Raw genomic sequence first — 14,369 nt, 5'->3', positions numbered from 1 at the left:
AAGGCCCCCGGCGGATGCGCCAGGGGCCTTTTTTCGTTCCAGGCAGCGGCCCCGCCACGGCCGATCCTGCAAGCATTGGTCACCAGGCCCGCGCGAGGGAGGGGGGGGCGGGAGAGGCCCCGTAGCCGCGCCGGCCGCCGGGGCGGCGGAAGCAGGCGGGGTCAGTTGCCGAACAGGTCGCGCAGGATGCCGTTCACCGCGCGCTCCAGCTCTTTGCCGAGCTGCTCGCCCTGGCGCTTCCGGCGTTTCTTTTTCCGCTGCGGCTGCGGCTCGGGCTGGGCGACCGGCTCGGGCGCCAGCATCGGCAGCGGTTTCGGCTGCAGGCCCTCGTGCACGCGCACCATGGTCTCCTGCCAGATCTCCGCCGGCAGGCCGCCGCCCGTGACGCCGGTAAGCGGGGTGTTGTCGTCGTAGCCCATCCAGACGCCCGCCACGTAGTCCGCGGTGAAGCCGATGAACCAGGCGTCCTTGGCCGCGGAGGTCGTGCCCGACTTGCCCGCCGCCTGCCAGCCCGGGATCTGCGCCCGCTGGCCGGTACCGCCGGAGATCACCTGCTCCATCATCCAGACCAGCTGCTGCGCCGCTTCGGGGCGGATCACCCGCTCGCCGATGCCGCCGCTGGCGCCCATCAGCGGGGCACTGTCCTCGACCAGCTTCAGCTCGGTCACCCCATAGGGGGTCACCGAGGAACCGCCGTTGAGGATGCCCGCATAGGCCCCCGACATCTCCAGAAGCGAGCTCTCCGAGGCGCCGAGCGCCAGCGCGGGCCCGGCCGCGAGGTCGCTGTCGATGCCGAAGTCGCGTGCCACGCGGCTCACCTTGTCGCGGCCCACCGCCTCGGACAGCTTGACCGCCGGCACGTTCAGCGAGTCGCGCAGCGCACGGGCCAGCGTCACCTCGCCGTAGAACCGGTTGGTGTAGTTCTTCGGGCACCACTGGCCGGAACCGGGGATGTCCAGGCAGTACTGCGCATCGAGCAGCCGGTCATAGGGCGAATAGCCAAGCTCCAGCGCGGTGGCATAGACGAAGGGCTTGAAAGCGGAGCCGGTCTGCCGCTTGGCCTGGGTCGCCCGGTTGAACACGCCCGAGACCCGCGTCCTGCGCCCGCCCACCATGGCGCGCACCGCGCCGTCGGCGCTCATCACAACGATGGCGGCCTGCGCCTTGGAACCCTCGCGCACCTTGGTTTCGAATACATGCTTCAGCGCCGACTCGGCGGCGCGCTGCAGGCGCTGGTCCAGTGTGGTGCGGATCACCACGTCCTCGGTGGTCTGATCGCCGAGGAAATCGGGGATGGTGTCCATCACCCAGTCCGCGAAATACCCCCCCGCCCGCGCGGCGGCGGCTTCGCTCAGCTCCGCCGGGTTGTCCTGGTTGCGGCGCATTTCGGCAGTGGTGAGGTAACCCTGCTCCTGCATCAACCGCAGCACGGTGGCGGCGCGGTCCTGCGAGCGCTGCAGGCTGTTGGTGGGAGCCAGCGTCGACGGCGCGGTCAGCAGGCCCGCCAGCATTGCGCTCTCGGCCGGGTTCAGCTGGTTCGCCGACTTGCCGAAGTAGCGTTGCGCTGCGGCCTCCGCCCCGTAGGCGCCGCCGCCCATGTAGGCGCGGTTCATGTAGATCGAGAGGATCTCGTCCTTGCTGTATTTCGCCTCCATCGCGAGGGCAAAGATGGCCTCCCGCGCCTTGCGCCAGAGCGAGCTCTTGCGGCAGTCGGCCTCGTAGGCGCTTTCGCTCTTCCACTCGGCGGGGTCGTATTGGCGGCCCAGGCACAAAAGCTTCGCGGTCTGCTGGGTGATGGTGGAGCCGCCGTGCCCGGAGAGCGGCCCGCGCCCCTCGCTGAGGTTGATGCGCACGGCGCTGGCGATGCCGCGGGGCGAGATACCGAAGTGGCGGTAGAAGCGCTTGTCCTCGGTGGCGACAATGGCGTTCTTCAGGTGCGGCGAGACGGTATCGGCGCGCACCACGCCGCCGAACTGGTCGCCGCGCCAGGCGAAGACTTCACCGTTCCGGTCCAGGAGCGTAACCGAGCCGCGCGCGCGCCCGTCGAGATAGGCCGCGACATCGGGCAGGCGCATATACTGAAAGGCCACTGCCGCGGCCACGAGAAGGCAGACCACCATGCCGATGCGCCAGGCGAACCCCCAGGTGAGCCGCAGCGCCCAGCGCACCGGAGCGAGCAGGGTATAGAGCAGGCCGCGCCGCTTGGGAGCAGTGCGGGGGCGGGTCTTTTTGCGCGCAAACAGGCCGAACAGCCCCTTACGCGCGGGTTTGGGTTTTTGCGCCGGTTTGCGCCGCTGCGGCGGCGTGCCCTTGCCGCCTGAGCCATAACGCCTTTCTGCGACCAAGGGCTTGCGCCCGGATCCTTGAGCCATTGCCAATTCCTGCCCGGTAGTCCGTTTTGCCGGGGACCATACCGCGGCCGCCCCGCTTTGTAGAGGCGGAATCCGGGCATTCTCCTCTTCCTCAGCTGTGCGGTTTTTAAGCGGAGTGCAAGGAAGGCGCAAAATTATTGTGCATTTGCAGAAAGACGCGCGGATTCCTGCTGGCCCGGGATAGGCCCGACTCGGGACTGCGGCTTTGCTGCAGGTGCAAAGTGCGCGGGCCCCTCGGCCTGCGGTCCTGGCCCAAGGCCACAGCAGAGAGGTGCCGACATGAAGATGATCATAGCCGCCATCAAACCCTTCAAGCTCGACGAGGTCCGCGAAGCGCTGACCGGGATCGGGATTTCGGGGCTGATGGTTACCGAAATTAAGGGGTTCGGCGCGCAGGCCGGGCATACCGAAATCTACCGCGGCGCAGAGTACGAAGTGAATTTCGTGCCCAAGGTGAAGCTTGAGCTGGTGGTTCCGGCCGAGCAGGCCGATCAGGCCGTGCGCGTGATCACCGAGACCGCCCGCACCGGCAAAATCGGCGACGGCAAGATCTTTGTCCTTGATGTGGACCAGGCGGTGCGGGTGCGCACCGGCGAAACCAACCTCGAAGCGCTGTGACAGCGCCCGTTCCGGAGGAAAGACCCATGAAGAAACTGACCCTTCCCCTCGCCGCCCTGACGCTCAGCGCGCTGCCCGGGCTGGCGCTGGCGCAGGAGGCCCCGGCAACGGGTGTGAATCCCGCAACCGACACGGTGTTCATCCTGAACTCGCTGCTGTTCCTGATCGGCGGCTGCCTGGTGTTCTGGATGGCGGCGGGCTTTGCCATGCTGGAAGCGGGGCTGGTGCGGTCCAAGAACGTGACCATGCAGCTGACCAAGAATATGGCGCTGTTCTCGCTGGCGGCGCTGTTCTATTGGCTTATCGGCTACAATCTGATGTACCCGCTCGGCACCTGGGCGGTCGACGGTGTCCTGTCCGGCGTCTTCGGCCCCGGTGTGCTGGAAGCGGTGGGAATCACCGCGGATCAGGCCGATGATTATTCCTACGCCTCGACCGGCTCGGACTTCTTCTTCCAGCTGATGTTCTGTGCCGCCACTGCTTCGATCGTCTCGGGCACGCTCGCCGAGCGCATCAAGCTGTGGCCCTTCCTGATCTTCACCGTGATCCTGACCGGCCTCATCTACCCGCTGCAGGCGAGCTGGAAATGGGGCGGCGGCTTCCTCGACCAGATGGGCTTCCTGGATTTCGCAGGCTCCAGCGTGGTGCATTCGGTAGGCGGCTGGGCCGCGTTGACCGGGGCGCTGATCCTCGGCCCGCGCATCGGCAAGTACAAGGACGGCAAGACCATCCCGATGCCCGGCTCCAACCTGGCGCTTGCCACCCTTGGCACCTTCATCCTCTGGATGGGCTGGTTCGGCTTCAACGGCGGCTCGCAGCTGGCGATGGGCACCGTGGGCGACGTGGCCGACATCTCCCGCATCTTCGCCAACACCAATGCGGCCGCGGCAGCCGGTGCGGTGGCAGCGCTGGTGCTGACGCAGGTGATGTTCAAGAAGCCCGACCTCACCATGATCCTGAACGGCGCCCTGGGCGGGTTGGTGGCAATCACCGCCGAACCGCTGACGCCCTCCCTTGGCATGGCAACACTGATCGGCGCCGTGGGCGGCATCATCGTGGTCTTCGCGGTGCCGATGCTGGACAAGCTGCGCATCGACGACGTGGTCGGCGCCATTCCTGTGCATCTGGTCTGCGGCATCTGGGGCACCATCGCGGTGGTGCTGTCGAACCCGGAGGCCAGCCTGATCACGCAGCTGACCGGCATCGCGGTGATCGGCGTCTTCACCGTCGCGGCCTCCGCCGTGGTCTGGATGGTGCTGCGCGCCACCATCGGCATCCGGGTCGAGGAAGAGGACGAGGTCAACGGGCTCGACATGGCCGAACTGGGCATGGAAGCCTACCCGGAGTTCTCGCCGAGCTGAACCTTCGAGCAGCTCTGAAACGGAAGGCGGCGCCCCGCGGGGCGCCGTTTTTCTTGTTGGGCAAAGCCTGCAATCTGCCAGTCTGAAGGCTGGCGGGACCAGCCCAGCAAGTGCCAAGCCGCGCATCGGCGGCGCGCGCGGGGGCGAGCCAAAGGTTCGGGACTGGCGGTTTATCCCCGCCAAATCCGTTGACCCTTTCGAGGAACCGCCAAGCTTCAGCCAAATCGCCGCCGCGTGGGCGCGCGCCGGCGATGCGCGGCGGCCTTCGGCCTGGCTCCGCGCCTGTCACAAACCGGTACCTCTTGGGCCCCGCCACGACAAAGCGCGCCCGCTTGGGGCGCGCTTTCTTTGGTCTCGCGAGGGGTCTGGCTCAGACGCCGGCGTCGACGATTGCCTTGGCCAGAAGCGGTACGGTGCGGCTGTTCAGGCCCGCGATGTTCATGCGGCTGTCGCCCACCATGTAGATGGCGTGATCGCTGCGCATCTTCTCCACCAGCTCGGGCGTGGTGCCGAGGAGCGAAAACATGCCGCGGTGCTGCGCGAGGAAGCCGAAGCGGTCCGAGCCGGTGAGCCGCTGCAGCTCGTCCGCAAGCTGCTGGCGCAGGGCCAGCATGCCCAGACGGGTTTCCTCGAGCTCGGCCGCCCAGTCGGCACGCAGAGCGTCGTCACCCAGGATCATCGTCACAAGGCGGGCACCGTGGTCCGGCGGGAAGGAGTAGTTCTGCCGGTTCAGGAAGTTGAGCGTGCCTTGGTTCAGCGCCTGCGCGCCCTTGTCCTGGCTCACCGCCATCAGGAGGCCGGTGCGCTCGCGGTAGATGCCGAAGTTCTTGGAGCAGCTGGCCGCGATCAGCACCTCAGGGCAGCTGGAGGCCACCAGGCGCACGCCCTTGGCGTCCTCTTCCAGACCGTCGCCAAAGCCCTGGTAAGCGATGTCGATCATCGGGATCAGGCCGCGCTCGTTCATCAGCGCGATCACCTCTTTCCACTGCACCTCGTTGAGGTTGGCGCCGGTCGGGTTGTGGCAGCAGCCATGCAGCAGCACCACGTCGCCCTTCTCTGCGCCCTTCAGGTCCTCGATCATGCCGTCAAAGTTCACGCCGCGGGTTTCGCTGTCAAAATAGCGGTAGGTGACGGTTTCGATGCCGACGTATTTCAGGATCGAAACATGGTTCGGCCAGGTCGGGTCGGATACGAATACGCGGGCCTTGGGGTTGGCCATCTGGATCAACTCGAAGGCCTGGCGCACGGCGCCGGTGCCGCCGGGGGTGGCAGCGGCGGCAATGCTGTCGCGCGGGGCGGCATCGCCCAGGATCAGCTGGATCATCGCATCCGCATAGGCCGGGTCGCCGGCCAGGCCGACATAGGACTTGGTGGTCTGCTCTTCCCAGAGCTTGTGCTCGGCGGCCTTGATCGCGCGCATCACCGGGGTGACGCCCTCGGCGTTCTTGTAGACGCCGACGCCAAGGTCGATCTTCCCGGCGCGCGGGTCGTCGCGGTACATCTGCATGAGCGCCAGGATCTTGTCGGCTGGCTGGGCTTTCAGGGTCTCGAACATCAGTTCTCTCCGGTAGCAACGGGAAGGGTCGGGAAGGCGCCCCATTCCACCCAGGAGCCATCGTAGAGCGCGTGGTCGGTCTTACCGATGCGCTCCAGGGCAAGGCTGAGGACGGCGGCGGTGACACCTGACCCGCAGGTGGTGATGACGGGTTTCGAAAGGTCGGCACCGGCGGCCTCGAAGGTGGCGCGGATGCCATCTGCATCCTTCATGGTTCCGTCCTCGTTGAACAGCGTGCCGAAGGGCACGTTCTTGGCGCCCGGGATGTGGCCCGCGCGCAGGCCCGGGCGCGGCTCGGGGCTGTCGCCGCGGAAACGCTCGGCGGAGCGCGCGTCGATGATCTCGTGGTCGCCCAGCTTGGCCGCGGCGGAGACTTGGGTGACATCGCGCACGAGGTGGTTCTGCACCCGCACCGTCATGTGGCGGTCGCGGATCACCGGCGGCAAGTCCTCGACCGGGCGGCCCTCGGCCTGCCATTTGGGGAAGCCGCCGTCGAGCACCGCGATGTTCTCCTGCCCCATCAGGCGGAACAGCCACCAGACGCGGGCGGCGGAGAACAGGCCCATACCGTCATAGACCACCACCTGGTGGCCGTCGCCCACGCCCATCGCGCGCAGGCGGGACATGAACTTCTCCACCGGCGGCACCATGTGCGGCAGGTCGGAGCGGTGGTCCGAAATCTCGTCGATGTCGAAGAAGCGGGCGCCGGGGATATGCGCGGCGGCGTATTCCGCCTTGGCGTCGCGCTCCTGCTGCGGCAGGTACCAGGAGGCATCGAGCACCCTGAGGTCGGGGTCCTTCAGATGGGCTGCCAGCCACTCGGTGGAAACAAGGGTTTTCGGATCATCCTGCATCGCTGCCCTCCCGTCATGCGCTTGCGCATGGGTACTATCGCCGCGGCGGGGGCGCAAGGGAAGCCCGCCGCCGCAGCGGAGGATAATTGCGGCGGGCGGCGGGGTTCAGACCGCGATGCGCAGGCAGGGCCGGGAGGGCGCGGCCGGGGCCTCGATCCCGGCCGGGAAGCGGCGGGCAAGAGAGAGCCCGCAGCGGATCAGCCCGGCGTCCATGCGGCCCTGGGCCAGTTCGGCCACCGCCTGCCGCGCCGCCGGTGTGCGGTCGCGGCGCATGTGGTGCAGCATGCGCAGGAAGGCAGCCTCGTCGGCGGTCACGCGCTGCCGTGTGGCAGGCTCCAGCGCGTCGTGGCAGGTAAGCCCGCCGATGAGCGCATCCGCCCGACCCACCAGTGCTGCCAGCGCGTGGGCCAGCGGCAGGCCGAAGCTTTCGCCCCAGCGCTCTGCCGCGGTCTGGTAGGCGAGGTGCCAAGCCTGGCTTCCGGGCGCGCGCGGGCTGGCCGCGAAATGGCGCAGGAGCGGCAGCAGGGCGGTCTCAAAGGCGTCAAGGCCGAGGTCCGCAAGCGGGCGGGAGGCGGCGGGGAGTGGGCAGTCGGTGGAAAGCGGATGCGGCATCGGGTGTCCTGTCCTTGGCGTCTTGGCCGGTGGTTCGGAGGGTGCCGGGCTCGATTCGAGGAAGGAATCCGCTAGGGTGCCGCTTATCTGACTGAAGTGCTCAGTCATTGCAACCGGGCGCCGGAGGCAATACCGGGGATGGTATCCAAAGCTATGCGCGAGGTCATTCGTCAAATGCCAGGACCTGGCTGGCGGCGACTACTCAGAAAAACGGGAAGAGCCGCGCATTGCCGGCGCGCGCGGTGGCGATCCAGACGGGTTTGACTGGCAGTTTATCGCGGCCAAGTCCGTGGACCCTATCGAGGGACCTCCCAGCCTCAGCCAAATCGCCGCCGCGTGGGGGCGCGCCGGCGATGCGCGGCGGCCTGGCGGCCTTGTCCCGCGCTGGTGGCAATCACTACCGGCTCAGCCGTTGTCCTTCAGCAGCCGCTGCTTCTGCCGCGACCAGTCGCGCTTGGCCTGCACCTCGCGCTTGTCATGCGCCTTCTTGCCCTTGGCGATGCCGATCTTCATCTTCGCCAGGCCCTTGTGATTGAAGTAGATCACCAGCGGCACCAGCGTCAGCCCCTTGCGCTGGGTTGCGTTCCACAGGTCAGCCAGCTGCTTGCGCGACACCAAAAGCTTGCGGCGGCGGCGTTCCTCGTGCTGGAACGTCTTGGCCTGCGGGTAGGGCGGAATGTAGCTGTTCACCAGCCACAGCTCGCCATTCTCCACCGCGGCATAGCTGTCGGCGATGTTGGTGCCGTTGCCGCGCAGCGATTTCACCTCGGAGCCATGAAGCACGATGCCGCATTCGAGGTCATCCTCGATCGCGTAATCAAACCGCGCACGGCGGTTCTCGGCAATCACCTTGTAGTTCGGGTCTGATTTCTGCTTCTGGGCCATGGGCAGCAGATGTAAGGCGGCGGCGCGGCTTGCGCAAGGTGGCCCGAACCGCGGCGCTAGACGGCCCGGGCGCGGGACTTGCCGCTGCGCAGCAGGGTGAAGGCCCCACTGGTGACAATGACGGCGCTGCCGAGGAGCGTCAGCGCATCTGGCCGCTCGCCGAAGACCAGGATGCCCAGCAGCATGGCAAAGACCAGCCGGGTATAGCGGAATGGCGCGATGACCGAAATCTCGCCCGCCCGCATCGCGCCCGAAAGCGCGTTGTACGCGATCACCCCGATCACGGTTGCGGCCGCGATGTCGCGCCAGGCGCGCGGCTCCGGCCAGACGGCGCCGCCGGTCCAGCCGAGCGCGATCACGCCCGCCACCACCAGCATGGCAAAGCCGAGGAAGCCGAGCTGGCTGTTGCTCATGTCCTTGGGGGCCGCGCGGGTGGCAAGGTCGCGGCCCGCAAAGCCGAGCGTGCCCAAAACCGCAAACAGCGAGGCCGGCTCGAAGCCGCTGAGGCCGGGCCGCAGGATCAGCAGAACCCCGGCAAAGCCCGCGCCGATGGCAAGCCAGCGCCGCCAGCCGACGCGCTCGCCAAAGAACACAACCGCGCCGGCCGCCACCACCAGCGGCGTTGCCTGCAGGATCGCCGAGGCGGACGACAGGGGTGTGAGCGCAATTGCCAGGGTGAAACAGAGGCGCCCTGCGGTCTCTGCCAGGGAGCGCCACAGCATCGGGCGCGTGCCGAAACCCGGATGCCAAGGGGAGCGGCCTTGCGCACGCGCCATCAGAGCGAAAACCGCCATGCCGCCGAGCCCAAAAAGGATCAGGATCTGCCCCACAGGCAGGCTGCGGGCGGCGGATTTGATGAACATGTCCTCCAGCGCGAAGGCGGCCATCGCCAGCACCATCAGGAGGCTCCCGCGCATCGTCTCCATGCGGCGTCCCTTCAATCTCTTGAACCAATAGGGCAAGTGGTAGGTCCGCCCCGGGCCCGCCGCAAGAGCAAGAATTCACTCACGCGGCGTTAGACCTGCGGCCTTCGGGTAATAGAGCGTGTTCAGGAAGCGCGCCGGGGCGCCGCCCGTATTGCGGTAACCATGTGGTGCGTCAGCGGCGAAGCGCAGCCCCTCGCCCGGTTCCAGCCGCTGCCAGCTGCCGCCGCTGAGCACCTCGACCGCGCCTGCGGTCACGAAGACATCCTCCACCACGCCCGTGTCATGGGCTTGAGACACGTGGGACTGCCGAGGGACAAGCGTCACTTCGAAGCTTTCCGATCCGAGGCGCGGGTCGAAGGCGAAGACCGGGCGCACCGCGATGGAGCCAGGGAACTGCACCGCCTCCGGCTGCCGCGCCTCCGCCCCTGCTGCCGCACCGGGCACAAGCGGGGGCTGTTCGGCGGGGGGCACCAGCTCCTCGATGAAGGCGGTGAGCGGCAGGTGGAAGCCCTTGGCGAGCTTCCACAGCGTCGCCAGCGTCGGGCTCGATTCGCCGCGCTCGATCTGGCCGAGCATCGCCTTGCTGACCCCGGTCCGCGCCGCCGCCTGCGCAAGGCTGAGCCCCGCGCTCTGGCGCAAGCTGCGCAGATTGATACGGATTTTCTCCTCGGCCACCTGCCCCTCCCCGCTTTGGCCCGTAACGGGCCGCAAGAAATCTCTTGTGCGTTATAACGCACGCCGCCTAGGGTGGCGTGGACGCTATAACGCTCGCCACTCTACCCTGCGGGCCGGGAAAGGAAAGCCGCGATGCTGAAGGACCTGAAACTCTCCCATGCCGTCTCCGGCCTGGTGGCGGTGCTGGTGGGCTATACCGGCTCGGCCGCGATCATCTTCCAGGCGATCGAGGCGGCAGGGGCGACGCAGGCGCAGGCCAACAGCTGGATGCTGGCCTTGGGGCTGGGCATGGGGCTGACCACGCTGGGGCTGTCGCTGGCCTTCCGGATGCCGATCCTCACCGCCTGGTCGACACCGGGCGCGGCGCTTCTGGCGGGGAGCCTTGCGCGCGTGCCGATGGCGGAGGCGGTCGGCGCCTTCCTGTTCTGCGCGGTGCTGCTCACGCTCACCGGGGTGACCGGCTGGTTCGCCGGGCTGGCGCGGCTGATCCCGGACAGTCTGGCAAGCGCGATGCTGGCGGGCATCCTGTTCCAGTTCGGGCTTTCCGCCTTTGCCGCGCTGGAGAGCGACACCGCGCTGGTTGCGGTGATGGGCTGCACCTTCCTGGCCGGACGGCTGTGGTTTCCGCGCTATGCCATTCCGGGCGTTCTGCTGGCGGGGTGCCTTTGGAGTGCCGCCACAGGCGGTTTCGGCAGCACCGAAGGCCTGGCGCTGAGCCTCGCGCACCCGGAGTTCGTGGCCCCCGCCTTCTCCCTGCCGGTGCTGATCGGCATCGGCCTGCCCTTGTACGTGGTGACGATGTCTTCGCAGAACATGCCGGGCGTGGTGGCGCTGAAGGCGGCAGGCTACCAGCCGCCGGTGTCCGCGAGCCTGACGGTCACCGGAATTGCCTCGCTGCTGCTGGCGCCCTTCGGCGGCTTTGCCTTCAACCTCGCCGCCATCACCGCGGCGATCTGCGCAGGGCCTGAGGCGGGTGAGAACCCCGCGACCCGCTACCTCGCCGGGGTGATGACGGGGCTGGTCTACATCGGCGCTGGTCTGGGCGGGGCGGCGGTGATCGGGCTGTTCCTGATCGCTCCCGGCGCGCTAATAGCCACGGTAGCGGGGCTTGCACTGCTTCCGACGATCGCGAACAGCCTGTCGGCGGCGCTGGGGGAGGCGCGCGGGCGCGAGGCTGCACTGGTCACCTTCATGGTCACGGTTTCCGGCATCAGTTTCTGGGGCATCGGCGCACCGTTCTGGGCGCTGGTGCTGGGCCTCCTCGTGAACCACCTGCTGGCCCGGCCCGAGCCTGCACCCCCCGCGGAACGCCGCCCTGCGTGAGCCGTTGGCACCGTCTGATGTCCGAAATCGGCGCGGACTGCCTTGCAACCCTCTCTGCCATCGCCATTTTGAAAGAAAGCGTATAAACCCGGTCCCGATGTGTTGCCTTTATTGCGCAAATCGTGTCCCTGAGGGGCAAAGACAAGGGAACCAGCACAATGCCGATGTACCGATCCAGAACCTCCACCCATGGCCGCAACATGGCGGGCGCGCGCGGACTGTGGCGCGCGACCGGCATGAAAGACGACGACTTCGGCAAGCCGATCATTGCCATCGTCAACTCCTTCACCCAGTTCGTGCCCGGCCACGTGCACCTCAAGGACCTGGGCCAGATGGTGGCCCGCGAGGTCGAGGCGTCGGGCGGCGTGGCCAAGGAGTTCAACACCATCGCGGTGGATGACGGCATCGCCATGGGCCACGACGGCATGCTCTACTCGCTGCCCTCGCGCGAGGTGATCGCCGACAGCGTGGAATACATGGTCAACGCGCATTGCGCGGACGCGATGGTCTGCATCTCCAACTGCGACAAGATCACACCCGGCATGCTGATGGCGGCGATGCGGCTCAACATCCCGGCCATTTTTGTCTCCGGCGGGCCGATGGAAGCGGGCAAGATCGACATCGCCGACCTCGACATGAAGAAGATCGACCTGGTGGATGCCATGGTCGCCGCCGCGGATGACCGCTTCACCGACGAGCAGGTGAAGCACATTGAGGAAAACGCCTGTCCCACCTGCGGCTCCTGCTCGGGCATGTTCACCGCCAACTCGATGAACTGCCTGGCCGAGGCGCTGGGTCTGGCGCTGCCGGGCAATGGCTCGACGCTGGCCACTCACGCCGACCGCAAGGAGCTGTTCCTGGAAGCGGGCCGCAAGATCGTCGAGATCACCAAGCGCCACTACCAGGACGAGGAAAAAGGCTTCCTGCCGCGCGAGATCGCCACATTCGAGGCCTTCGAGAACGCGATGAGCCTGGACATCGCCATGGGCGGCTCCACCAACACGGTTCTGCACCTGCTGGCCATCGCCAACGAGGGCAAGGTGGATTTCACCATGGCGGACATGGACCGGCTGAGCCGCCGGGTGCCCTGCCTGTGCAAGGTCGCGCCCAACATCCACAACGTCCACATGGAGGACGTGCACCGCGCGGGCGGCATCTTCTCGATCCTGGGCGAGCTGAGCCGTGCGGGACTGCTGCACGAGGACTGCCACACCGTGCATACCCCGACCATGGGCGAGGCGATTGCCAACTGGGACATCAAGGTGACCGACAACCCCAAGGCGCTTGACCTGTTCAAGGCCGCGCCCGGCGGCGTGCGCACCACGCAGGCGTTCTCCCAGGCCAACCGCTACAAGGAGCTGGACACCGACCGCGAAGGCGGCGTGATCCGCGCCAAGGAGCATGCCTTCAGCCAGGACGGCGGGCTGGCGGTGCTGTTCGGCAATATCGCCCGCGACGGCTGCATCGTGAAAACCGCCGGCGTGGATGAGCATATCCTGAAGTTCACGGGCTCCGCTTATGTCTGCGAAAGCCAGGACCAGGCGGTGAACGACATCCTCACCGGCAAGGTCAAGGAGGGCGACGTGGTGGTGATCCGCTACGAGGGCCCGCGCGGCGGTCCGGGGATGCAGGAGATGCTCTACCCGACCTCCTACCTGAAATCGAAGGGTCTGGGCAAAGCCTGCGCGCTGCTGACCGACGGGCGTTTCTCCGGCGGCACCTCGGGCCTGTCGATCGGCCATGTCTCCCCCGAGGCGGCCGAAGGCGGAACCATCGGCCTGGTGCGTCCTGGAGATACCATCGAGATCGACATCCCCAACCGCACGATCCACCTCGCGGTCTCCGACGAGGAGCTGGCGGCGCGCCGCGAGGAGCAGGACGCCAAGGGCTGGAAACCGGTTGAGAAGCGCAAGCGCAAGGTGTCGACGGCGCTGAAGGCCTATGCGCTGCTGGCCACTTCCGCCGCCAAGGGCGCCGTGCGCGCGCTGCCGGACGAGGACTGAGGCAGGACACTCCCAGGAAAATTCCAAACCCGCCGCTCAAACGCGGCGGGTTTTCTTTTGCGTCCCGCGCCTGAGACCGCTTCTCAGTAAACGTCCTGCATCAGCCAAGCCCTCCCGCCGCCGCTTTGGCCCGCTGGCTGACGCCAGCACGCCACGCAGCGTTGGGCGTGGCGCCGTGCTGGCGCACGGCGCGCCTCCGGCGGGAGTATTTCGGCAAAGGAGAAGCCGGACGGCCAATTGCAGCACCCGCCCGCGCCGCGTCAGCGGCGCCTGGCCCAAGGCTTGGCGCTGCATCTTCGATGCTGCGTCAAAGGCGCGGGAGCCCCTGCCCCTTTTTCGCTATTCCCCCAGCTTGGCGTGGACCTCGTCGAGGTCGATCTCGCCCACCGGCATCTTGTTGGCGGGATTTTCGAAGTCGTATTTGAACAGCGCGAAGTCGCGCTTGTAGATTTCGTAGACCAGGTGCATCGAGAGGTCGTCGAAATAGTCCTCCACCGGATGCGCGCGCTTGGGGCCGTGGCCCTCGCTTTCGTTGAAGCGGGGGATCGAGGCGAGGTCGACGGCGTGCGGTGTTTCGATCGCGTCCAGCACGCCTTGCATGCCGGCGGCAAATTCCTCGGTCCAGAAGATCTTGTCGTAGCGGCCGCCGTTCTGGATGAAGGTCGACACATGGCCCGAGACCGCGGACCAGTGGATGTCGGGCTCCATCGGGCGGCGCCAGCGGATGGTGTCGCGGGCAAACAGCAGGAAGCGGCGGAAGCTTGCGATCTGGTCGAAGTCCTGCTTGCCGTCCTCGCCCCCGGCTTCGACACCGTATTGGTAGGCGAGCTGCGGCACCAGGTTGCCGCGGTAGCGCCTGCCGTTGCGCTGGATGCCGCAGATCTTGTCGAAGAAGGAGGAGAGGATGCGGGTGTAGGGGTTGCGCACGCAGGTGAAGGCGTAGGTGCTGCCCTCCTCTGCCGCGCGGGTGATCGGGCCCTGGCTGGCCTCCTGCGCCCATTTGTGCAGCCCTTCGGTGGAATCGTGGATGTCGCCGCCGAAGAAGCGGCCGTGGTCGGAGTAATAGAGGATCTGGCCGATAGTCGAGCAGGCGCATTTCGGCACCACGCGGTAGAGCACGCTTCCGCTTTCGGTCATCCAAGTGCCGGGAAATCCCATCCGCTGCCCCTCCGCCTTTGTCCTGCC

General features: G+C 67.2%; 12 protein-coding genes. 4 read left to right on the top strand and 8 right to left on the bottom strand.

The genetic code is table 11. From position 1 onward, the window contains the following. Nucleotides 1-161: 161 nt before the first annotated feature. Nucleotides 162-2,372 carry a transglycosylase domain-containing protein gene (locus ACOHWE_RS08075; protein WP_420665517.1) on the bottom strand — a complete coding sequence of 737 codons (2,211 nt, stop codon included), beginning with the start codon at nucleotides 2,370-2,372 and terminating at the stop codon, nucleotides 162-164. A gap of 279 nt (nucleotides 2,373-2,651) precedes the next feature. Between ACOHWE_RS08075 and ACOHWE_RS08070 the strand changes: the two genes are divergently transcribed. Together ACOHWE_RS08070 and ACOHWE_RS08065 are read left to right on the top strand one after the other, a co-directional pair. Then, nucleotides 2,652-2,990, top strand: a complete 339-nt coding sequence (locus ACOHWE_RS08070) for a P-II family nitrogen regulator (protein ID WP_420665516.1) — start codon at nucleotides 2,652-2,654, stop codon at nucleotides 2,988-2,990. Between the two features lie 26 nt (nucleotides 2,991-3,016). Further along, nucleotides 3,017-4,351 carry an ammonium transporter gene (locus ACOHWE_RS08065; RefSeq protein WP_420665515.1) on the top strand — a complete coding sequence of 445 codons (1,335 nt, stop codon included), beginning with the start codon at nucleotides 3,017-3,019 and terminating at the stop codon, nucleotides 4,349-4,351. 370 nt (nucleotides 4,352-4,721) lie between these two features. On the opposite strand, the gene ACOHWE_RS08060 is transcribed toward ACOHWE_RS08065, so the two are convergent. The 6 genes from ACOHWE_RS08060 to ACOHWE_RS08035 form a co-directional block, all read right to left on the bottom strand. After that, nucleotides 4,722-5,906, bottom strand: coding sequence for an amino acid aminotransferase (locus tag ACOHWE_RS08060; protein WP_420665513.1), 1,185 nt, complete (start codon nucleotides 5,904-5,906; stop codon nucleotides 4,722-4,724). Next, on the bottom strand, nucleotides 5,906-6,760 hold the full coding sequence (sseA, locus tag ACOHWE_RS08055) for a 3-mercaptopyruvate sulfurtransferase (protein ID WP_420665512.1): 855 nt from the start codon (nucleotides 6,758-6,760) through the stop codon (nucleotides 5,906-5,908). Before sseA ends, ACOHWE_RS08060 begins: the two co-directional genes overlap by 1 nt. A gap of 105 nt (nucleotides 6,761-6,865) precedes the next feature. Continuing rightward, nucleotides 6,866-7,372, bottom strand: a complete 507-nt coding sequence (locus tag ACOHWE_RS08050) for a hypothetical protein (protein ID WP_420665511.1) — start codon at nucleotides 7,370-7,372, stop codon at nucleotides 6,866-6,868. A 405-nt stretch (nucleotides 7,373-7,777) separates the two neighbouring features. Next, complete coding sequence (gene smpB / locus ACOHWE_RS08045) at nucleotides 7,778-8,257, bottom strand: SsrA-binding protein SmpB (protein WP_420665509.1); 480 nt, start codon at nucleotides 8,255-8,257, stop codon at nucleotides 7,778-7,780. 56 nt (nucleotides 8,258-8,313) lie between these two features. Then, nucleotides 8,314-9,183, bottom strand: a complete 870-nt coding sequence (locus tag ACOHWE_RS08040; RefSeq protein WP_420665507.1) for a DMT family transporter — start codon at nucleotides 9,181-9,183, stop codon at nucleotides 8,314-8,316. A gap of 75 nt (nucleotides 9,184-9,258) precedes the next feature. Beyond that, a complete protein-coding gene (locus ACOHWE_RS08035) occupies nucleotides 9,259-9,858 on the bottom strand; it encodes a helix-turn-helix domain-containing protein (RefSeq protein WP_420665505.1) in 600 nt (199 codons plus the stop codon). A gap of 132 nt (nucleotides 9,859-9,990) precedes the next feature. On the opposite strand from ACOHWE_RS08035, the gene ACOHWE_RS08030 reads away from it, so the two are divergent. Both ACOHWE_RS08030 and ilvD read left to right on the top strand, forming a co-directional pair. Continuing rightward, nucleotides 9,991-11,181: a benzoate/H(+) symporter BenE family transporter gene (locus ACOHWE_RS08030; RefSeq protein WP_420665504.1), complete on the top strand. Its 1,191-nt coding sequence runs from the start codon at nucleotides 9,991-9,993 to the stop codon at nucleotides 11,179-11,181. 158 nt (nucleotides 11,182-11,339) lie between these two features. Then, complete coding sequence (gene ilvD / locus ACOHWE_RS08025; RefSeq protein WP_420665503.1) at nucleotides 11,340-13,184, top strand: dihydroxy-acid dehydratase; 1,845 nt, start codon at nucleotides 11,340-11,342, stop codon at nucleotides 13,182-13,184. 339 nt (nucleotides 13,185-13,523) lie between these two features. On the opposite strand, the gene ACOHWE_RS08020 is transcribed toward ilvD, so the two are convergent. Beyond that, on the bottom strand, nucleotides 13,524-14,342 hold the full coding sequence (locus ACOHWE_RS08020; protein ID WP_420665502.1) for a sulfotransferase family protein: 819 nt from the start codon (nucleotides 14,340-14,342) through the stop codon (nucleotides 13,524-13,526). Between the last annotated feature and the right edge of the window lie 27 nt (nucleotides 14,343-14,369).

The organism is Cribrihabitans neustonicus (genome assembly GCF_048820895.1).
GTDB lineage: Bacteria > Pseudomonadota > Alphaproteobacteria > Rhodobacterales > Rhodobacteraceae > Cribrihabitans_A > Cribrihabitans_A neustonicus.
This window is presented reverse-complemented; position numbering and strand designations above follow the sequence as displayed.